We start from the raw sequence: 22,252 nt of genomic DNA, 5'->3' as shown, positions 1-22,252 counted from the left end.
ATACCTCCTTGGTTCTATTTTGGTTCTATTGAAGATATTTGATTCGTAGGAAATTATACCGTATTTGAGCCTCGTTTCATCAATAAATACTGTATATAGACAAATTTTTTCATTTGACCCAGTCTGAGAGTTTGTCCGTGTCATCCGACCACTTTGAAGTAAGGACTTTTTTGTATCAAAAACCACTTGATTTCTTCAGATGTTTCGGTGTGGTGGCACCCCGAAACATCTGAACATCTAAAAAGTAAATTATTTGTTTTCCTCCGTGTCTCTGTGTGAAAATTTTATTTTTTAAAATTCCTCACGCCCCTTGAATCTTGTATTTCCTGGGGTCGGTGGCTTTGATAATGGCTGAAACGGAATGCTGGTTGAATCCTTTGAATCCCTGCGCTCTCTGGATATTTTCCAGGTGGCCGCCGAGTGCACCATCCTTGCGAAACATATCATGCTGTGTCACTGTTATCAAGCCCTTTTCCAAAAGATTGTCCAGCCGTCCTTTGTCCACGTGCCACATTTCCCCTTCTGTGAATGCCTGTTTTAAAAATTCAAAATAAGAGAATGGGTTCATTGTAATAATGTTTGACTGCTTTAGGTCGGTGCGCAATTTTTCAAAATCAAACCGTGCCGCGAGGTGATGGAGACCGGCCTGCAGGATGCTTTCTCCATGCAACTCCACCCACAACCCAACCGTCCCCCTATGTGTGGTTTGTTTTAACCCGTGTCGGGTAAAATTCTCATTCCTTTCTTCTTTTAGGAGATCGATATCGGTAAACAGCACGATATTGCAATCCGGATGCTCAAGGATCTGTGCGCCCCAGCCCGCTTCCTCACCCGCAAAAAACTGCTCGCGGCAGACAAATCCGAGGGTTTCAAAGATTTTTATTAATCGTGTAAAATTCCCCCGTGAGGAACGGTAGGTATGGTGGTCGTGGTTTCCCCAGCCCAGCCCCAGCCTGTCCAGCCTGGCCTTTTGTATCTGACCTGCCCGGTTTCTTCTCTCCCAGTAGGCTCGTTCCGCCCTGAAAAAGGCATCTGTTACCCTGGCTGGTGTAAGCTTTTTGCACGTATCATAAATCAGTTCCTGTATAGCTTCCATGGCTTCCTCAAGACTTTCATAATACCGCTGCCTGCAGAAAAATGTTTCCAGCGCTTGTCGGTATTCCCAGGTATCTTCGGTCAGTTTTTCAGATACGCAGAAGCCATTATACCCTCTCCTTTCCACTGCAGAGAGGATATAAGTACCCTGGGCAGAAATAACCGCTTTCCTGTAAGGTCCGTAGATATCACCTTCTCTAGAAATATTTTGGCCAATCACCTGAATAAAGTGGTCTAACCTCTCAGGCTTGAGTACGACTTCGATAAAATTTTCCTGGCTGAGCAAAACAGGGAAGAAGACGGCCCCAGGATGCATAAATACCCTCATGCCGGTTGGGGCTTCAATGTGGTCCATTTCCTGAAAGCCGGTCTCCTCAATGGCTTTTGCGCTAAGAACATCCTCTGGTAAAATAACATGATCAATCCAATCAAGAAATCGTGTTGAGGTTTCCTGTTCTATTCGAGGAGAAAGATTGCAGGCAAAATCGTTGTTCCTTAAGAATACGTCAATATGTTGTACCAAGAGGTTTTCAGCATGGGGATAAAGTTTCCAGTCGAATTCATGTGTAAAGCCGCAGTCTGTTGGTCTCATTGAAACCACCCTATTGAACACAGATGAACACAGTGTGGCAGAGCCACAACCAAAGAAATCACCCCGAATTCCCTTCCTTCGCAAGGAGGGGATAAAGGGGAGGTAAAATAAGTTATACAAAAGCAGATTAAAAACCTCGTTAAAAAAGCAAGGTTTTATAAATTTGTAATACAGAACAAAACCCACACAACCCCAAAGTTTGAAATCCCTATAAAATCAAGCTACTTTGCTTTTGCATTCCGCTTGAAAAAGTCTTTAACCTTTTTAAATCCCGGAAGCGATTTTTTAATGGTTTCTTTCTTAACACAGAAGGCGATTCTGATATACCCACTTCTTCCAAAACTCTTCCCTGGGAGCACCAGTATTCCTTCTTTAGCCAGTTCTTGCGTAAATGCAAGGTCATCTCCGGGAGTTTCGGGAAAGATATAATAAGCCCCCATTGGCCGTGTAAACGAATAACCAAAATCCTGCAGGGCATTACAAAACATATCTCTTCTTTTCTGATATTCTGCCCTGTCAACACAAACACCCTGAAGATTTGTAACGACGTGTTGCATAAGAACAGGGGCGCTCAGATACCCAAGAACACGATTCGCAAAGGTCAATGCCTCCATAAGTTCCCCGGAATTTTTCATTGCAGGATGGACAGCAGCATACCCTATCCTTTCCCCCGGAATCGAAAGCGGTTTGGAATACGAGGCCGCAAAAATGGTGTTTGAATAGATGCTAAAGATATCAGGAACCTTGTTGCCATCGTAGACGATGTCCTGATACGCCGCATCATAAATCAAAAAAATTTCTTTCCCAGACTGTCGATTTTTCTCGTTCAGAAGCCTTGCAGTAGATTTCAAACTTTCATCAGAGTAAATCATCCCGGACGGATTATTCGGCGAGTTTATGATAATCGCCTTCGTGCGGGGATTTATCTTTGCTGCTACATTATCAATGTTTAAGGTAAAATCCGCATTTGTTTCTGCCACGCAACAAACCCCACCGTGATTATCGATATAATAGGGATATTCCAGATAGAGAGGTGACAAAACAATGACTTCATCACCAGGATTCAAAATCGCTTTCAAAATAATATTTAATGCACCAGCGCCACCAGCGGTCATAATTACATGCTGCGCAGTGAAATTCAGACCTCTTTCTTTTGACAGTGTTTGAGCTATGGCCTCCCGTGTCTGAACATGTCCTGCCAAAGCTGAATAGCCATGCATCTCTGGGAATGGATTATTTGCAACCTTCTTCAATTCCTCAACAAACGCTGAAGGTGGTTCTATCTTCGGGTTTCCCAGTCTAAAATCATAAACTTCCTTCTCTTCAGAAACAGCCTGAGAACGACCCTCAAAAATCTTCACAATCCAGGACGAGGCGGCTATTCCTTCTTTTACCTTAATAGATATTGACATAGAATTCCTTTCGTATGAGCTGTTTTTGTAAGTTCTTTGATTTTGGAAGATGGCCAGGAATTAATTGTAGTTTTCGGAGTAGTCTTAAATTGTCTTCACTCCTCTTGTCTCTTTCGGGAATCTCTAATATTTTTGGTATTGTAAGAAACCTTGTGTCTTTCATGATTGCATGGAAAATTTCTAACCCCAGTTTCCCCTCTCCAATACACGCATGACGGTCGACGCGGGAACCTAAATTTGTTTTGGAATTATTTACATGGATAGTTTTTATTTTGTTCAACCCAATTATCGCATCAAATTCTTTGAGCACTGTTTCATAGTTTTTATAACCTCTTATATCGTATCCAGCCGCGAAGACATGCGCTGTATCAAAACAAACGCCAATGAATTCCGGATTGTCAATTTCTTCAAGGATGTAAGCAATTTCTTCAAAGGTAGAACCTATCGACGTTCCGTGACCAGCCATAGTTTCCAGAAGTATTTGGGTTTTTTGATTGTCACCTGCGTTTGAAATAATAGTATGTATAGCCTCAGTGGTTCTCTTCATTCCATCCAGTTTATTTGAGTTTCCGTAACTTCCCGGGTGAAGAACCAGAAAATTTACGCCGAATTGTTCCGCCCTCGTTAATTCTATACGAAGTCGTTCTCTTGATTTCTGCCAGAGATTCTTATCCGGGGAAGCTAGATTTACTAAATAGGGGACATGGGCAACTACTTTTCTGACGTGACTTTCCTGCCAGGCAGATTTGAATTTAAAGATCTCTTCATCCGATAACCCGGATACATCCCATCTGCGGGATAATGTCACATAGATTTGAATACATTCACATCCCCATTTCCTGGCCCAGAAAAATCCTGTCGGTAATCCACCTATTGTAGGAACGGTACATCCTAGCATAGTTGGTGTCATTATAGATAACGTCTGCCATCTTTCCAATGAAAATGTCCTGGACTTTCAAAGAACTTTCTTTTAGCATAAATCTAAAAGCCTGATCTTTCGATAATCCTTTTCCAAATATTAACTATTTCCCCAACCGAACAAGTCGGAAAAGACAAAATCCGGAGCACGAAATTAGTGGGTTAACCCTGTCAGGGGTTTTAAACCCTGACAGGGTTAATTTATCCATGTTTTTGCTAAAAATGTCAAAATTATCTTTGGAAAATATTAATATCCCGATTGGTTAAATTTTGGAGGGTAGATTATGAACCGGTTATTATATGTTGCCTTTGGCCTTTTATTTCTGGTCTTTTTAGGTCTCAGAAGTACTCATCAAGAAACGCTCTTATTAGGGCTGGCACTGGCGAAAGCTGAAGAGGCAGCCAAACCTTCCCAGACGACCACTTCCGTCCCATGCAAACCTACGCCTCCTGATGCACTGGGGCCATTTTACACGCCAAATGCACCGGAACGAACCAGTGTTGGAAAAGGTCACGTCCTGAGTGGTGTTGTCAGGACGAGTGTGGACTGTTCACCCATTGTGGGTGCACGGATTGAGTGCTGGATGGCAGGCCCGGATGGTAAATACGACGATGACCATCGCGCAACGATGTTTTCTGATAAAGAGGGTGCGTATAAATTTGAAAGTAATTTTCCACCGCCATATAGTGGAAGGCCTTCTCATATCCACATGAAAATTACGGCCAAAGGCTTTCGGACGCTGGTTACCCAGTATTATCCTGGCAAGGGACAGACGGAAGGTAAATTCGATTTAGTTTTAGTTCCAGAAAATTGAAGCACACTGGCTTGAAGTTGTGCAGACAAGATGTGATTACGTGTTTCCCTTTCGACTCTTTCCATAGCTTGGTTTACCGTAATCTTTGATTGATCAGAAATCGTGTTGAAGGTGACTTATACCGTTAAAACATGAAATAATTAATTTTTGCCTGACAAAATCATAAAATCGTTTAAAAAATAAAAAGTAAATCCGATAAAAGCAAACCTTGAGCAATCAGGGGGGCAGGTTTAATCAGTTGCTGGTGTCTATGCCCAGGGACACGAAAAACAGGGAGGTTTGAATTATGAAAAAGGTTATGGGAATTTTTGCCTTACTGGGTGTGGTCGCCTTTATACAAATAGATTTGGGTTTGGTCAATAAATTTTTGATGAGTTGTCGGTGAAATACCTCCATTGGAAAACACTTTTTCTCCATCAGCTCAAGAAATAAAAGGTCTAAAAGGTTTGCCCTGCAATAATTCAATGTTCAGGAAATTCAAACCAACTGTAGTGGCAAGGTGCGCCTTGCCACTACCCTGTTATAGAAGCCATAGTAGGGTGCGTCCTACGCACCATCCATACGTTGGATTGTTTTGGCGCGTAGGACGCACCCTACCCAAGCTGTCTTCATGGGACGGGCATCTTTGTCTGTGACCATCGCAAAGAGAAATCTTACGATGGTAAAATTCCTTACATGCATTCGGAAACAAGCAGGTTGTTGGGTTTTGTCTTTTAAAACCCAACCGAATTTACCAAGATTTTATTTTCCATAAATAAGAAATTTCTTTGCAAGCATACAAGGATGATACGACATCTTTGCCCTTTTAAGACCTTCTATGCCCCAGTCCTCGCCTGCGTTGATGTAAGCTACATCAGAAAAATCACTGGCGCAAAATTGCTGATAGATAAATTGTGGCATGCCCTGGAAGCCGTTGTTGGTTTTTTCTATGAGGACAGAAGCAGTATCAGGGGTGATATTTTCACCTAACGTAATGCCTTCAATTCGGCCACTGATTGTTATGATTGCACCCGTTAGTCCTAATTCTTCAGAAAAGATGATTGCACACTTAGCAGCCTCTGCTTCGTGGATGAGGCTATACTGATAATGGCCTTCATGATGGTTTGAAAGGTTCGACTCCTGGACTTTTTCCTTTTTCCATTGATCTACCATAAGAAGTGCGTCAGCGATATGTCTGGGGTAGAATTTTTCGAATGAGGCATTGTAATGCTTTTTAAAAAAATTTATTTCGTTTCTCTTCTTTTCGTATTTTCTGCCGACGAGTTTTATGAGATCGGATGTTTTGTAAATGTAGTCAGGATAGCTTTCAACAATACGAAATGGACTATTGTCAAAAAGTTTCAGGAAGTCCTCATAAACGTAATTGATATACGATTCAAAACAACTGGAATCGTTAATTTCTTGCATTAGGGAAAAACATTCATGAAGAGTGTTTTGAATGCTGTTTTTTCCTAACGGCGGGAGCATCATACACATGCCCTTGGAAGTTACTCCAAAGAGGCAGAAATTATTATTAATCAGCTTCCATAATAATTCTATCGATCCTTTCCATATAAAATTGTTTGCAAAAGAATAATCACAGAGATTTACACCTTCTTCTTTTCCATATTTGTCAAAAAGTTTTTTATCTTCAATTTTTAATCTGTTTAAACCATAAATTCTGCATTTTTCTTCAATACTAATATTCGATTCTGTTGTTTTTGAGAGACTAGCATCGATCAGTTGTAAAATGGTTTCTCTCCTGATGCGGTATTGCACCGGACCCACCCACACGACGGAGGTTCGAGGTCTAGCGCAAACCATTGTAGAATTGTGGCAGACATCCCCTGCAGATGCCTGAACCAGTGGTTATTGATTTGCATAGAGTTAATCTTCGGTTTTAAATGTCCGAACGTTTTTATTCTATTTTCCATAAAATTGCCTTGAGGTGATAGTGTATAAATTACGGTGAATTATACAATGCAGAGATAGAATTTCAAGGGTTATTCCAATATATATTAAGAAATATTTGTGTGCTTTTGCAGAGGATGGGAACTATCCAAAAAATAAAGTTTAAAACGGAATAGTAAGTTAATTATATAACCGTATGTGATGGTATAACACTACCTTTGGGTATGATGACTATGTGATCACAAATCATGTAATTTTCTGCTTCAAACTGTTCAAGTTTCTTTACGTTTTCTATCGTCACATTTTCTCCAATATGTACATTCTTATCAATAATAGCCCCCATTATGCGGGAATTATCACCAATTCCTATATCGGGTATCTTTTTAAACCGATTTACCCGAATATTAGATTCCGATTCGTAATAATCTGCACCCATAATAATGGAGTTTTGAATAAGTGTGTTTTTACCGATAATACTTCTGATTCCAATTACAGAATTATGTATCTCTGCGTTATCGATAATGCAACCATCCGAGATGATGGATTGTGTGATCTTGCTGTTGTTGATGGTTGATCCGGGCAAGAAAAGAGGGTTGGTATAGATCGGCGCCTTTTCATCGTATAGATCGAAGCTAGGGGCAGGGGATACCAATTTCAGATTGGCTTCATAAAATGATTTTATCGTTCCAATATCCTCCCAGTAGCCATCAAAAAAATAAGCAAATAAGCGCCTTTTTTTTATAATTTCCGGGATGATTTCCTTGCCAAAGTCAGTTTTTTTTGTTTCTTTCAGTACTTCTCTCAAGACCTCAAGGTTAAATATATAAATACCCATTGAGGCTAGAAGGGTACGACCTTTAGCGCTAACACCATGTCTGTCAAAACTGGATGCATCTAAGGAAAAAGAATTGATGACTTTTTCATCTTTTGGCTTTTCAAAGAAATCAACAACACGTCCCTGTTCGTCTACTTTTAAGATACCTAAACCGTGGGCTTCTCTTCTCTCCACAGGAATTACAGAAACAGTTACTTCTGCCCCGGTTCTAATATGTTCTTTGATGAGTTGTTGATAGTTCATCCTGTAAAGTTGATCTCCGGAGAGTATCAAAACAAAATCAATATTGGGTTGATTTAAAAAGCGAAGGTTTTGCCGCACGGCATCCGCGGTACCTTGATACCAGTCCATGCTTTCGGTGGTTTGGGTTGCGGCCAGGATTTCAATAAAACCTCGGGAAAAGTTATCGAATTTATATGCCCTTGTGATATGCCTGTGAAGGGATGCTGAGTTAAATTGTGTGAGTACGTAAATCTTATTGAGATCGGAATTCAGACAATTGCTAATGGGGATGTCAATGATTCTATATTTTCCTGCAAGTGGGACGGCAGGTTTCGATCTTTCTTTCGTTAAGGGATAGAGCCTTGTTCCACGCCCCCCTCCTAAGATGACAGAAAGTACATTATCCATTTTCAAGCTTGTATGAAGACATTATTGGTTGTAAAATTCCGGATTTAATCTCGATCAATATTGTAAATAGTTTAACAGAAAATCTCGCATATTCAAGTCTTATACGAGAAATGTAATTCGCCTCTTTTAGTCTTGCAATTGCCAACTTGTTTTGATAGGATTCCATAAAACTTTTGGACAAATGTATTTGAAACAATTGTCATTCTGAAAAGGGGGTACGGGTATCCAGAAAAATTTCCTGGGTGCGGTTAATCCAAGTGCTGTGTTCATGTTTTTTGTTCTGGGATTAGCGATAGGCAGTTTTTTAAATGTCTGTATCTACCGAATTCCCAGGAAAAGATCCCTTGTATTGCCGCGTTCATTTTGCCCTGATTGTCATGCACCCATCCGGTGGTATGATAATATACCGGTCTTCAGTTATCTCCTGTTACGGGGCCGATGCAGGGCTTGCAAGGCTAGAATATCAGTACGTTATCTATTTGTAGAGTTGCTGACAGGGTATGTATTCGCGCATTTGTATCTTTTTGTACAATACCGATATGAATCGCCATGTATTTTTATAGGATATGCAGTTCTTTCTTGTGCCCTTATTATATCGACCTTTGTGGACCTTGAGTTACTCGTTATTCCCAACGAGGTCACATTTGTAGGTATTCCCCTGTCTCTTGTTTTAAGTGTAGTATGTCCAGGTTTGCATAACGAACCAAATACCCTGAGAAACTTTTCACTGGTTGGTATCAGTCGGTTAGATATGGTAATCGCGTCGCTATTAGGGATGCTTGCTGGCGGGGGACTGATATTTCTTTGTAGCGTTTTAGGAAAATGGATATTCAAGAAGGATGCCATGGGTTTTGGGGACGTGAAACTCATGGGTATGGTTGGGGGCATCGTAGGCTGGAAACTGGCGGTGGCCATATTTTTTGTTGCACCTTTTTTTGGGCTCTTCATGGGTATCCCTGCTTTACTATTTAAAAAAACTCATTTGATTCCTTATGGGCCATTTTTATCGCTGGCAACCCTGGTGTGTATCTTCTTCCAGGATTATTTTCTTGGAATTATCAATGTATATATTCAACTCCTTACCGTGATATTTACGGGATTCCATTCATAAACCGAATGTGAAAATATCTGATTCTTTTATGGGTAAAGTTTCTTTACTGTGAAAGGAGTGAAGGAAATATGGGAAAGGGACGTGGCGTAATGCGAAGTTTGTGGTTAATTGGGATGGCCGGGGTGTTAGTTGCAGGTACTGGTTGTGCTGAGCTGAAAAGGTTACGGCAGGAAAATCAGCAGTTGAATGACGATATAACACGGCTGCAGCAAGAGAATGCAGAACTATCATCGAAGGCGAGCAGTTATGAAGGTGAGCTGAACCGGCTTGAGAATTCGAGGAGGGAACTCGAGGACAAATTAAAAGATACCGGTGCAACCGTGAGGATAAAGAATGGTGCAGTTTCGGTATTACTCCCGGGTGCCATATTGTTTGATCCCGGACAGACGACATTGCGTCCTCAATCGAAAGCGGCACTCAAGAAGATTGCCGGTATACTTGCGACTGAGGCATCTGCCGAAATGGTAAGGATTGAAGGGCATACTGATAATGACCCGATTAGCAGGCAAAAAGACAAATACAAATCAAACTGGGAACTATCCACAGCACGGGCCACTGCCGTGCTCCATTATATGGTGGAAGAATGCGGAGTTTCTCCGACAAGGGTTTACGTTGCTGGATTTGGGCAATACCAGCCCATCTCTGATAATAAATCAAAAACCGGCAAGGCAAAAAACCGGCGTGTGGAGTTTGTGATAGTACCTGGGGGCAGTGGCGGATAGAATAAATATGATTGCGATTGTGGATTATGGAATGGGGAATCTCCGCAGTGTAGCGAAGGGTTTCGAACGGTTTGGCTTTGATGTCAAGGTTACCGACCATTCCAGCGAAATTATACATGCAGACAAACTGGTACTTCCCGGCGTTGGGGCGTTCCGGGACGCTATGGACGGCCTTAAACAGCGTGGGTTAATAGAGCCGGTTGTGGATTGGGTCCGATCTGGCAAACCATTTCTTGGAATATGTCTTGGGCTGCAGTTGCTGTTTTCTAAAGGCTACGAGGATGGTGAACATGAAGGTTTAAATATTATACCCGGCAAAGTCATCCGTTTTAAATTTTCTGAAGTTGGGACAAACGGGAAATTGAAGATTCCCCACATGGGATGGAATCAGATCAGCTTTCGGAGAGAAGGTATTCCTATCCTGAAAAATGTACCCTGTAATGCCTATATGTATTTCGTGCATTCCTATTATGTTTGTCCAGAGGATGAAGGTGTTATTGCTACGGAGACAGAGTACGGTGTGCGTTTTACCTCGATGATCTGGCACAAGAATATCTTTGCAACGCAATTTCATCCTGAAAAAAGCCAGGAGTACGGGCTTACCATACTCAAAAACTTTGGAAATTTGTAACAGCTTATCACCGGGATAAACGGATTATCACAGAAAAATAATTTTTATTCTGTATTACGATTTGGTTCACTGTCTATCTGACACAGGCATTTATGATCATCATTCCAGCAATCGATTTAAAGGGTGGTAAGTGTGTACGATTGACGCAGGGTCAGAAGGATCTCGAGACAGTCTTTTCTGATGATCCTGTGGATGTTGCCGGATCTTGGCAGGATCAGGGCGCTGATTATCTGCACGTGGTTGACCTGGACGGGGCATTTGAAGGAACCCCCAAAAATCTTGCCGCTGTTGAACAAATCATTAAGAAAGTAAAAATCCCTATCGAATTTGGTGGGGGTTTACGGACGACCCAGTCCATTAAAACTCTGCTCGATTTAGGTGCGGACCGTGTGATTATAGGAACAAAGGCAATCGATTCACCGTCGTGGGTTAATGAACTTTGTACGACATTTCCTGGTCGTATTGCGGTTGGAATTGATGCAAAAAATGGCAAGGTAGCTGTGAAGGGCTGGACCTCCGTTTGTGAATGGACGGCAGTTGCATTTGCCAGCGAAATAGAGAAGGCATCACCGTGTGTCTTGATCTTCACGGATATCTCAAAAGACGGCATGCTGCAAGGTCCGAATATTGAAAGTTTAAAAGAACTCCTGATGACGGTAAAAACCCCGGTTATTGCATCGGGTGGAATCTCATCGCTTAAGGATATCGAGGCACTCAGTCAGTTACCCATTGCGGGTATGATTATTGGAAAGGCTTTATACACGGGACATATTAAATTTTCAGAGGCGAAACGGCTATGTAATTCACTTGCGTCAAAAAAGTAAAAGCCACGGAGAACCGCAGAGAAATGAAAAGATAATTAACGTCAAGATACAAAAACAAGATTCAAAAAAGTTTATCGCTGTGTTCTTTGTGTCTTTGTGGTTATTTTCCTACAAGTCCAAACACTTGTGCTGGAGGTGATCTATGATTCCGTATGAAACAAAAGACATTCGGACCATTGTACTCCTGGGACATGGTGCTTCAGGGAAGACTTCGCTGGTGGAATCAATGCTTTTTAAGGCTGGAGCGACCACACGCCTTGGCAGTGTTGAGAATGGTACCTCGGTTGCAGATTATGACCCCGATGCAAAAGAGAAAAGGCATTCGATAGACTCTTCCATCCTGCATTGTAACTGGAAGGGGCGGGAGATCAATGTTATTGATACCCCCGGTTACCCTGATTTTATTCGAGACACGATCTCCTCACTTGTCGCTGCAGAAACAGCCCTTATTATCTTATCGGCTACGGATGGCATTCAAGTCAATACCCGAAAACTCTGGGATCTGGCCTGCCAAAAAAGACTCGGGAAAATAATAATAGTGACGAAGATGGACGGTGAAAATGTCGATTATCAGGCCATGCTTGAATCTGTTAAAAATACCTTTGGAAATACGTGTGTCCCGTTAGTCTTGCCTGTCGGAACCGGACATGATTTTCAAGGTGTTGTCAATCTGTTTGAATTATCCAATCCTTTGCCAAATGGGGTTATGGGCGACGCTCATGCATCACACGATGCCTTAATCGAAGCCATCGTTTCTGCCGAGGATGCATTGATGGAAAAATATCTCGATGGAAAAGAGATCGAGCGGGCAGTCTTGCAATCCTGCTTTGTGAAGGCTGTTGCGTGCGGAAATGTCGTGCCTATTCTCTGCTGTTCCAACAAAAAAGTCTCAGGGATTGAGGATGTATTGGATGCCATAGCGAACTTTTCTCCGTCTCCGCTGGAAGGGGGCAAAAGGGCTGCTATTGATCTGCAAAAAAATCAGGAAATTATCTTAGAAACCGCAAAAGAAGCACCTTTTAGCGCCTGTGTGTTTAAATCGGTAATTGACCCTTTTGTGGGGAAATTAACTTATTTTCGGGTCATCTCCGGTGAACTGGATGGTGAAATGTCATTTTATAATGTGACGAGCAAAAAGACCAATAAGGCCGGACATATGTACCGGGTCTTTGGAAAAGAGCAACAACCAGTTTCAAAGGCCATCCCGGGGGATATTATCGCCGTGTCTAAACTGGAGGACATGCACATCTCCGATACCATCTGCGATCCAAAACATCCGGTAAAATTCCCGGAGATTGTATTTCCAACCCCTATGTCCTCCCTGGCTGTGGTACCCATAAGCAAGGGTGCAGAGAAAAAGATCAGCGAGTGCCTTCATAAACTTACCGAGGAAGATAAAACCTTCAGGGTTTCTCATGATACCCTGACCAACGAGTTGGTTATTACGGGCATGAGCACACTTCATTTACAGATAATGATCAGCCGGTTAAAACGACGTTTTGGAATCGATGTAGAGACCCATACCCCAAAAATTCCTTACAAAGAAACTATTACAGCCGGGGCACAGGCACAGTATAAGCACAAGAAACAATCAGGTGGACACGGACAGTACGGAGAGGTACATATCAGGATTGAGCCACTGCCGAGGGGAGCCGGGTTTGAGTTTGTCGATGAGATAGTGGGTGGAGTCATCCCCCGTCAATACATCCCGGCCGTTGAAAAGGGGATTCAAGAGGTTCTTCACAAAGGTATCTTGATCGGGTATCCTATTGTAGATGTACGGGTACGGTTGTTCCACGGCTCTTATCATGATGTGGATTCTTCCGAAGCTGCTTTCAAGATAGCGGCCTCACATGCCTTTCAGGATGCCTTCAATCATGCCAAACCTGTGCTTCTTGAGCCGATGGTAAATATCGAGGTTACAATCCCCGCGAAATTTATGGGTGAAATTACAGGAAATCTTTCCAGTCATCGCGGACACATCAAAGGACTGGATTCTTTAGGGGATTTGCAGGTCGTGCGGGCTTCCATTCCTATGTCATCCGTAGCTAATTATGAAACGGAACTGAAATCCATGACTGGCGGCCAGGGTTCATTTACCATGGAATTTTCACACTACGACATCGTGCCAGCCCACCTCATGCAATCCATTATTGCCCAGGCCCAGGCTACCCATGCAAAATAGGCATAGGGTATTTGTAATGCTCAACACAAAGGCGCAAAGGGTACAAGGAAAAATTCATTGCTTATGAAAGGTGATGCATTTCAGCAATAAGGAATTTGTTACCACAGACACAGAGGAAAATGCCATTGCTAGTCCTGCATACTCGGGCTTCAGGCTTATACCAAAAAGTGGATACATAACACCGGCCGCAATGGGAATTCCAATTACATTGTAAAAGAATGCCCAAAACAAATTCTGCCTGATCTTGGACAGTGTTCGCCGGCCCAATTGAATTGCCTTTACAACATCCATCATGTCATTTTTTATTAAAACAATATCCCCGGTTTCCTTTGCGACATCAGTCCCCGCGCCGATAGCAATGCCCACGTCTGCCTGTGCAAGCGCAGGGGCATCATTGATGCCGTCACCAAGCATACCGACCTTCAGCCCCTTTCCCTGAAAATTCTTTATAGTCTCCATCTTTTCTGCAGGTAAGACTTTCGCACGGTACTCCTCAATACCCACCTCCGATGCCACTGTCTTTGCCACTAACTCGCTATCGCCCGTTATCATCATGGCACGTATGTTCATTTGTTTTAGTTGTATCACAACGTCCTGTGCATTTTGCTTTATTTTATCCATAAGACCCAGGACACCGGCACATCTGCCATCGTATGCCACGTACATGAGGGATTTTCCCTGTGCCTCTAGTTCCTCGACCTTATTCTGTAGTCCGTCGCTTTTCACGCCGCGAGAGGTCAAAAGCCCCTCGTTTCCAATCAGTAAAACCTTTTCCTTATAGCGGCAGATAATACCACGCCCTGTTTCTTCATGGAAATCCTGAACTGCATCCCATGCGAGACCTCTTTCTCGCGCCTCATCCACCACCGATTGGGAGAGGGGATGGTTTGAAAGGGCACACCCCGCTGCCGCAAGGATAATCAACTCAGATTCAATAACCATATTTGAAGGTGCAATATCGGTTATCACAAAGCGTCCCTCGGTAATGGTGCCCGTCTTGTCGAATACCATGACATCGAGCCGTGCAATTTCCTCAAGGGCGCTGGCACGTTTGATAAGGATGGAGTGATCAAGACCCACACCACTTCCCACCATAATGGCCGTTGGGGTGGCGAGTCCCATGGCGCACGGACATGCAATTACCAATACGGCAATTGCCATCTTTAAAGCCCGGACAAAGGGCTGCTGTCCGGCAGTATCATAGAACACAAAATACCAGCAGAGAAAGGTCGCTAGGGACAAACCTACGACGATGGGAACAAATATGTTGGATACCCGATCTGCAAATCGCTGGATAGGGGCCTTATCCATCTGGGCATCTTCAACCATAGTGATAATCTGCGATAAAACGGTTTCTTCGCCCACCTTTGTGGTCTTCACCATTAAAACACCCGTTTTATTTATGGTTGCCCCTATGACACTGTCACCTTTCTGCTTCACAATGGGCACAGACTCACCTGTTACCATGGATTCATCCACCGATGAGACCCCTTCCATAACCACACCATCCACAGGGATGATTTCGCCTGCCCTGACTGCCACAATATCCCCCGCATGAAGAGAAGAGGCACTAACCTCTGTCTCTTTTCCTTCCGTTGACAACAACCGCGCCTTATCGGCCTGGAGTTTTACCAATTTCTGAAGCGTATGACTTGCCCTTCCCTTCACCCGTTCTTCCAGATACTTTCCGATGCGGATAAAGGTAATCAGCATCACTGCCGTCTCGAAAAATGCGTGACCTGCCATACCGAAGGCGCCGAGGACAGCAAAGATACTGTAGATATAGGCGGACAAGACACCCATCGAAACCAGCACGTCCATATTGGCAAAAAGATTCCTGATGGACTTGTAGGCGCTCACAAAGAAATCCATCCCCGGTCCCAACACTGTCAAGGTAGCAATAATCATCATTATATAAGGCATGTAGTTATGTATTGAGGCGGGCATGGGTACATACATCAGTACCATCATGGCAGCGGAGGCCACGATACTCAGGATGAGCCATCCCATCTGAATGGATGCCTGAGAGGTTTGGTCCAGGCGAACCCGTTCTTTGGCTGTATAGCCAATCTCTTTCACGTATCTTGTGATTTGAGTCTTGTTTGTGACGTTAGCATCATAGGTCACAATCCCCGTTGCACGGGAAAAATTAATCCGGGCCGATTTAACCCCTCTTAGATCCTTTAGTCTTCGTTCAATTGTCATGGCACAATTGACACAGTGCATGCCAATAACATCAAATTTTATTGTCTGCTCAGCCATTTTGTCTTGGTATTCCTGTATCCTGATTTTCTTCTGCTTTATTTGTTCTATTGCGGAAGTGATTTTCAAATCTTCTATCATTTTAAGTAAAAGTATTATATAGTATTATGTTGTGTTTTCAAAGAGATTTTCCATAGAGTCTGGCGTCAGACGAAACCGGTTACACGTACATTCCTGAGAATGTAAACAAAAAGGAGATTTGAATGAATATCTATGTGGGCAATTTGGCGCGTGAAGTAACCCAGGAGGACCTGGAAGAGGCTTTTAAAGCCTTTGGACAGGTTACATCAGTAACAATTATTAAAGATAAATTTACTGGTGAACCGAGGGGATTCGGATTTATTGAGATGCCGGGAAAGGCTGAAGCCCAGGCGGCAATTGTCGGTATGAACGGCAAGGAGTTGAAGGGTCGGCCGCTGAACGTCAATGAAGCTCAGCCGAGAACTGACCGAGGTGGTGGGCGCGGTGGCGGACGTGGTGGTCGTGGTGGCGGCTATGGCGGAGGTAGAGGAGAAGGGCGAGGCGGTAGTAGACGGCGCTTCTAGATTATGATTTCATACGAATAAGAGTTTTCAGCTAAATACATTTGAGAATGCAGGATTCACAGATAAAACAATTTGTGAATCCTGTGCTTTTTGCAGATATTCTTAAAAACTTGTAATCGGGTAAACTGCGCCGATTGGGAAAAAAGAGCTGAATCATAACAAATCACCACTTGCCACAGTCCATTAACAAAACTTCCAATGATTGCTTAATTCGGTACTCTATTATTTTTACGCTTGACATAATACAAGCAAAGATGCTAAATAACAGCAATTTTATATCGTTCAATTGAATATATATTTGGAGGAATACATGAAAACAACTGTCTTAAAAAGGGGATTGTTCAGTTCAATTTTGACTGTTATTTCGATTCTTATTTTAAGTTACGCTTCTCAGGCTGCGGACAACAAAGACTGTCTCAAAAAACCATCAATTACCATTATCCAAAACGATGGAAACTCTGTGCTTGGTTGTATCAGTGCAGGGAACGAAGATATAAATGAGTTTGGGAAATTACCGGGAATTGATAGGAATTTTGTCTCCTCGTCACCTGCGATTGTATCGTATACCGGTTTTTCAGGTTTTGAAGTACCTTTAGATGACGGGAGCACTGCATTAGTTCATACCCCCCTGACATCTTCTGACGCAACCACTCTTTATGTAACTTTTCGATCAAGTCAGGAAATGCCTTTAAATGAGGTAGAATGGAAATTATTTAAATATAACCAGGATTTAGTACTGAAGAAATATGATTCGAGAAAAATAAATTATAATGATTTCGAACTGGATCCAAATTCTTATTATTTTTCTTCGTGGACTCCCAATCCGGATGATGGTGATAAGCCATTAGTTGAGGGATTGTATCTTTGTAAGGTGACAGTAAAAGCAAAAAAATCTACACTAAAAAGCACTGTTAAATTTAAATTTGAGGTTACTCAATAATTCCTGATGAACATCAATATCAGAAATATCAGATTGAACCTCATTGCGGGTTCAGGTTTGCAACCTTTGCAACTTGAACCCGCAAAGTCTCTCCTGTTCTGCAATGGCTTATAAAATAATCTTTAAGAACGAGTTTCTGGGAAAATAGGAGATCTTCAATAGTCAACAATGTGAACCATCACAAAAAGGCGCATTTTTCGACCTCTGACAGTTGCAGAGGGTTACCTGCCTTTTCTCGGTAACCGCAAATTTAAGGGGTTTATATTCTGTTCTCACATGGGAACCGTCACAGAACGGAAGGTCGTTTGATTTTCCGCAACTGCACCACCAATAAGTTCCCGGCTCTAATTCTATGGTAACAGGCATCTCTTTTCCTCCTTTCCCGAATCCTTCATTTTGATTATGATTAATTTTTGGGCTCACTTTGTTTAAGATGGGCAATTACTTTCCCAATTCTTTCTCTTACTTTCTTGTAATCGATCTTTTCCCATGACTCTAATATTGGTGATAAAGAGTCTGTCCATAGCTTTTGCCTTCTCTAACAACATTTTATCTGAAGCCGTATGGAGATCGAGTTCTTTAGCTGTTACAACCTCGTGTCCAAGCTGCCTTAAAAAATCTACGGTTATTTTGTATATATCGTGGTCAATTAACAATTTCATCAGCTTACTTCCATGTATATCTCTTCCTTTCTAATCAAATCCAGCCGGGTAGGGTGGATTAAGGCGCTGTCTCTTGCGCCGAATCCACCTCCCTGTTGGTGGGTTCGCTCTGCTTAACCCACCCTTATATGTTATGGTGTCTTGCTTTACATAGCAATGAAAGCTTGAATAGGGCCGGTCAATGGGTGATTTTACCAAAGAAAGTCACCCTTTACGCTTGTGATCTGCGATATTGCATTACTCCCACAGATTCATCAAATAATCCTTCATTACCTCTGCCTGTTCTTCTGGCGCGCCGGGGATGTAGTCCTGAAACTCGCCCTCCCTGAAGAACTTGGGCATCTTTGTGCCAGGCTGGATGGACTGAGGATCTAGGAGCCACCGTTTTATCCAGGCTGGCTTGAGCCTTCTTTTGGCGAGTAAGAGGTCTGGCGCCCAGTCGGTTTTGTCACCCTCAGGCATCTTTTCGCCTTTCACATGACACAAAATACAGTTCACATCTTTTGATTCAAACAACTTTTTTGCTGCCAGGAGGTAGCCCGGTGACACTGCCTCTTTTGCTCCTATGTATTCTTTTTTTGTCTCAAATATATATTCAAAGGGATATGCTTCATTTTCTATCTCGGCAAAGAATCTGGCAATACTGGCGGCCTCATCATCCGGCAGGCTAAATGACGGCATTTTTATGTCGAGCCACGGCCTGAGATCAAAAGGTTCTTTTAAAAATTCGAATAACCATTCGGGCTGTACCTTCTTACCCTCACCGTATAATAACGGGGGCGCAAATACCCTTGCCTCTTCCGGCACTAACCCTTCATTTTCCACGTGGTACTCGATGATTTCGGGTGCGATATCGCCCCCAACCGCCTTTTTCCTATCCACGATCTGCAGGTTGTCTATGTACACCGTCTCACCCGCCTTACGCCCTAACTTTTCATTATTCTCCCAGAGTTGAAAATAGATCCCCTCATTCTCTTCCAGCTTTATCATCCCTGCCACTTCAATCTCTCCCGCAAGATGCAATCTGTCCAGGTCGAGCTGATGGCAGCCAATGCAATTGTATTTCCCAATTAATCTCTTCCCTTCCACGATTGCCCGTTCTTTTCCTGTTAGCCTGGCAACATACTTTTCCGGTAATTTTTCCTCTCTCAGCCCTGTTAGTAATACTACCAATGACTCTATCTCCTCTTCTTTTAATCCAAAATCGGGCATCTTCAGGCGGTCTTCCGGTTTTTTATACTTCCCCTCATCAAACTGCCTGGGGTCGTGCAGCTTTGCGCGTAACCATGCCTGCCTTGCCTTTCCCACGTTTTCGGTGAAATGCCTAAGCCCTGCCTCGCCCAATATCTTCTTTTCTAATAATCCAAAATCAAAGAGGGTTACCGGTTTCGACCCGATAGCAGATAGTTCGGTCCCTATCTTCCCCAGCCCTTCCATGCCTTTTATCTCATGACAGCCAAAGCAGCCGTATCTCTTGATCAGTGCATCTCCTGCTTGTGAGAGTTCTTTGTCTTCCAGCCACCTTGCATCCGGTAATGTCTCCGTTACGGTGCCCCCACCTGTTTTCTGTATCAAATATGTGGCAATGAGATGTGCCTTTTCCTGGTTCAATCTGAAGCCGGGCATGCGTGTGAGGGGTTCCTTTGACTTTGGGTTCATAATCCACTCCGCCAGATACCCATAGTTTACCTTTTGTCCAATCCGTGCGAGGTTGGGGGCAACCCCCCGTTCTGCGTCTTCTTTATAACTGTGACATGCCAAACACCCAATCTGTTCAAAGAGGAAATCACCCTGTGATAATTGCTCCTCGTTAAAGGCCGGTATCCCATCGGTGGTCTTTTTTTCATCGGCATGTTGCCAGAGATATGCAGCTATGGCCCGTGATTCTTCAACAGAAAGTTTGAAGTCGGGCATTAACGTGGTAGGCCTGAATTTTTTAGGATCTTTTATCCAGTCTGTGATCCATCCGGCTTTTACCTTGTTCCGTAAATTTCGCAAACCCGGGCCGATTGTCCTGTTTTTATCCTCGCCAAAGCCCGTTGTTTCATGGCATCCGTGGCAACCCAGGTCTTCAAACAGCCTTTTGCCCTTCCAGAGTAATTCACCACCTTTTACTTCCCTGCCTTCGTTATGGCATCGTATGCATGACGCCTGAGTCATCTTTCCACGACAAATCGGAGTAAGCCAGTATTCAACCTCACCATGTGCCTTCTCTACGCCTGACGTGGCACTCGCCTGCCCCTCGTGACAAAGCACACAGCCAAATCTTTCCGGCGGGTGATTGCCTAAATACAATTGCCGGTCAGGGTGGCTAGCGTACGGTTGTTCTGTAGATATGCCTTCTGGCCTATCTACACCTACATGACATGACATGCACCGATCGACAATATTTAAATCCTCCATATGGGTTTGGTAAACTTGCAAGCTTGGGTGGGTTTTCTTGAAGGTATTCAACTGTGTTTTGTATCTTTCTATGCCAGCGGTATAAGTATCTAACTCTTCTGTATATTTATCGATGTCGTGTCTGAGAACGGCCAGTCTTGCCGTTATGGATGCAGCTTTACCTTCCAGATCCTTAATCTTTGCGGTAAATTCCTTACCCCTTTCCTCTAATTCCAAAAGCTCATGCCTGACTTGTTCGTTCTGAGTCTTTCCATAGAGATATTCCTTCTCCATGCCTTCATTCCTGGCAACTATTGTCTGAAACTTCAGGGTCTCTAACTCATTATTCAGTGTCTTTTGTTCTTCTGATAATTTCTTGTATTCATTTTGTATCGATGGTTTTTTAAACTCCTCCCATGCTCGTTCCAGATGATTCTTTGTTTCTCTATATTTCGTCTGTACGTCTGGACTTTCAAAATTTGCCCGTTCCTTTTCGTAGTCCTGCTTGACTTTTTCGTACTCTAAGCGATAGAACTGTTTCTGGTATTTCTTCCACGGTCGTCTGTCAACAGTCTCGTTTACAATTGCCCATGCTGTGATTCCTACAAGGATGAAACTAACCATGACAAAGACTAACAGGTATGATTTGTCCTCTTCTTTTTTTGTAAAACGTGGATTTTTGCTGGTTAACATACTTTTTGTGTTTAAAAGGAATTTCAAATGCAGAGCGAAGCGCCACTTCGCTCTGCTTTAAACAGTATAGGAATTTTCATTTTATTTATACGGTTTTTAGGATATCTGATAGCCTCTCAAGGCTGGTTCAATCTTGCAGATTGAACCATATATTTTGAATGGTACTCTAATGCTCGGTCTTGTGCTGTGAGACGGAATTATACCAAATATTTCGGTTCAATCGAGGACGATTGAACCAGCGAAGGCGTTAAATTTATATATTAAACCACGGTGTTACCCAGATATATTTTACATGGAATACCAGTCTCAAGAATACCTTTATGGGCAGGGCTAACATGGATAAGAAAAGAAATGCCACAATGGAATATCTCATAATGCCAAGTTTTTCTAACATCACACTTCCTTTTGCCCTCAGAAAATGATATGGAATTGTCATGCCCATGAAGAAATATCCGATTACCACTGCACCACCGAGGATACAACCCAGGAAAGATTTGGAATGAACACCGATGAAACTGGTCAGATCGTAGCTGGTTTCTGCTACGATCCGATGCGGATCCCATTCCTGCCAGGGCCAGAACCAGAGCCAGCCCGGCCCACGCATGAAGACACCGACAATAATCAGCAATATCCATAAGATATGGAACCCAAAGCAGAAGGTAAGCATGGCAAACTTCCGTTCCCTGAAGGTATAGTATCCATTCCCCTTTGGGTTAAAATCCACGAAAGGTATGGCCATCAGTCCGATGATAATAAGCACGGGAAAAACGACCCCCGCAATCCATGGATCAAAATAGACAAGCATTTCCTGAAGCCCCAGGAAATACCATGGCGCCTTTGCGGGATTCGGGGTCATGGTAGGGTCAGAGAGTTCCTCCAGTGGTGCATCAAGCAGGATAGACCAGACAATGAGGATGATCATACAAATGATCGCCGCCAGAAATTCTTTTCTTACCAGATATGGCCACGTGGGTATTTCACTTTCGGATATTTCTAAGTCTTTTTCCTTTGCAAGTGTAGGGCCTTTAATAAAGGCCAGTGCCCTGTATCTGCCTTTGTCTTTTGGTTCTTCCATTTTGTTATCAATCTTTTCCATATTTTGCTATAG

General features: G+C 43.0%; 18 protein-coding genes. 8 read left to right on the top strand and 10 right to left on the bottom strand.

All coding sequences use genetic code 11. From position 1 onward, the window contains the following. Positions 1-301 precede the first annotated feature (301 nt). The 3 genes from E3K36_12620 to E3K36_12610 form a co-directional block, all read right to left on the bottom strand. Positions 302-1,687 carry a hypothetical protein gene (locus tag E3K36_12620; GenBank protein ID MCF6156060.1) on the bottom strand — a complete coding sequence of 462 codons (1,386 nt, stop codon included), beginning with the start codon at positions 1,685-1,687 and terminating at the stop codon, positions 302-304. 221 nt (positions 1,688-1,908) lie between these two features. Continuing rightward, complete coding sequence (locus E3K36_12615) at positions 1,909-3,099, bottom strand: pyridoxal phosphate-dependent aminotransferase (GenBank protein ID MCF6156059.1); 1,191 nt, start codon at positions 3,097-3,099, stop codon at positions 1,909-1,911. Next, positions 3,083-4,036, bottom strand: coding sequence for a deoxyribonuclease IV (locus tag E3K36_12610; protein MCF6156058.1), 954 nt, complete (start codon positions 4,034-4,036; stop codon positions 3,083-3,085). Before E3K36_12610 ends, E3K36_12615 begins: the two co-directional genes overlap by 17 nt. 265 nt (positions 4,037-4,301) lie before the next feature. Here E3K36_12610 and E3K36_12605 point away from each other — a divergent pair, with 265 nt between their 5' ends. Further along, complete coding sequence (locus E3K36_12605; GenBank protein ID MCF6156057.1) at positions 4,302-4,832, top strand: intradiol ring-cleavage dioxygenase; 531 nt, start codon at positions 4,302-4,304, stop codon at positions 4,830-4,832. 741 nt (positions 4,833-5,573) lie between these two features. Here E3K36_12605 and E3K36_12600 read toward each other — a convergent pair. Together E3K36_12600 and E3K36_12595 are read right to left on the bottom strand one after the other, a co-directional pair. Beyond that, on the bottom strand, positions 5,574-6,635 hold the full coding sequence (locus E3K36_12600) for a DUF2156 domain-containing protein (GenBank protein MCF6156056.1): 1,062 nt from the start codon (positions 6,633-6,635) through the stop codon (positions 5,574-5,576). 271 nt (positions 6,636-6,906) lie between these two features. Next, the gene (locus tag E3K36_12595) at positions 6,907-8,193 is read right to left on the bottom strand and encodes a glucose-1-phosphate adenylyltransferase (protein MCF6156055.1); all 1,287 of its coding nucleotides are present in this window, start codon (positions 8,191-8,193) and stop codon (positions 6,907-6,909) included. A 262-nt stretch (positions 8,194-8,455) separates the two neighbouring features. Here E3K36_12595 and E3K36_12590 point away from each other — a divergent pair, with 262 nt between their 5' ends. From E3K36_12590 to E3K36_12570, 5 genes are all read left to right on the top strand, one after another. Next, positions 8,456-9,298 (top strand): prepilin peptidase, encoded by an 843-nt coding sequence (locus tag E3K36_12590; GenBank protein ID MCF6156054.1) that lies wholly within the window; start codon positions 8,456-8,458, stop codon positions 9,296-9,298. 68 nt (positions 9,299-9,366) lie between these two features. Then, positions 9,367-10,020, top strand: a complete 654-nt coding sequence (locus E3K36_12585) for a hypothetical protein (protein ID MCF6156053.1) — start codon at positions 9,367-9,369, stop codon at positions 10,018-10,020. Between the two features lie 7 nt (positions 10,021-10,027). Continuing rightward, positions 10,028-10,651: an imidazole glycerol phosphate synthase subunit HisH gene (gene hisH, locus E3K36_12580; GenBank protein MCF6156052.1), complete on the top strand. Its 624-nt coding sequence runs from the start codon at positions 10,028-10,030 to the stop codon at positions 10,649-10,651. 92 nt (positions 10,652-10,743) lie between these two features. Next, complete coding sequence (gene hisA, locus E3K36_12575) at positions 10,744-11,475, top strand: 1-(5-phosphoribosyl)-5-[(5-phosphoribosylamino)methylideneamino]imidazole-4-carboxamide isomerase (GenBank protein ID MCF6156051.1); 732 nt, start codon at positions 10,744-10,746, stop codon at positions 11,473-11,475. A gap of 142 nt (positions 11,476-11,617) precedes the next feature. Further along, positions 11,618-13,660, top strand: a complete 2,043-nt coding sequence (locus tag E3K36_12570) for an elongation factor G (GenBank protein MCF6156050.1) — start codon at positions 11,618-11,620, stop codon at positions 13,658-13,660. A gap of 54 nt (positions 13,661-13,714) precedes the next feature. On the opposite strand, the gene E3K36_12565 is transcribed toward E3K36_12570, so the two are convergent. Then, positions 13,715-15,922 (bottom strand): heavy metal translocating P-type ATPase, encoded by a 2,208-nt coding sequence (locus E3K36_12565; GenBank protein ID MCF6156049.1) that lies wholly within the window; start codon positions 15,920-15,922, stop codon positions 13,715-13,717. 203 nt (positions 15,923-16,125) lie between these two features. On the opposite strand from E3K36_12565, the gene E3K36_12560 reads away from it, so the two are divergent. Continuing rightward, entirely contained in the window at positions 16,126-16,467 is a 342-nt protein-coding gene (locus E3K36_12560; protein MCF6156048.1) for an RNA-binding protein, read from the top strand. A gap of 310 nt (positions 16,468-16,777) precedes the next feature. Then, complete coding sequence (locus tag E3K36_12555) at positions 16,778-17,407, top strand: hypothetical protein (protein MCF6156047.1); 630 nt, start codon at positions 16,778-16,780, stop codon at positions 17,405-17,407. A gap of 162 nt (positions 17,408-17,569) precedes the next feature. Here E3K36_12555 and E3K36_12550 read toward each other — a convergent pair whose 3' ends face one another. The 4 genes from E3K36_12550 to E3K36_12535 form a co-directional block, all read right to left on the bottom strand. Next, positions 17,570-17,773, bottom strand: coding sequence for a CDGSH iron-sulfur domain-containing protein (locus E3K36_12550; GenBank protein MCF6156046.1), 204 nt, complete (start codon positions 17,771-17,773; stop codon positions 17,570-17,572). A 62-nt stretch (positions 17,774-17,835) separates the two neighbouring features. Continuing rightward, a complete protein-coding gene (locus tag E3K36_12545; protein MCF6156045.1) occupies positions 17,836-18,069 on the bottom strand; it encodes a hypothetical protein in 234 nt (77 codons plus the stop codon). Between the two features lie 237 nt (positions 18,070-18,306). Then, positions 18,307-21,144 carry a c-type cytochrome gene (locus tag E3K36_12540; GenBank protein ID MCF6156044.1) on the bottom strand — a complete coding sequence of 946 codons (2,838 nt, stop codon included), beginning with the start codon at positions 21,142-21,144 and terminating at the stop codon, positions 18,307-18,309. Positions 21,145-21,397: 253 nt separating this feature from the next. Then, entirely contained in the window at positions 21,398-22,231 is an 834-nt protein-coding gene (locus E3K36_12535) for a cytochrome C (protein MCF6156043.1), read from the bottom strand. Positions 22,232-22,252 lie beyond the last annotated feature (21 nt).

Source organism: Candidatus Brocadia sp., from assembly GCA_021646415.1.
Lineage (GTDB): Bacteria > Planctomycetota > Brocadiia > Brocadiales > Brocadiaceae > Brocadia.
Note: the sequence above shows the minus strand (reverse complement) of the source record. Positions and strands in the feature narration are given on the sequence as shown.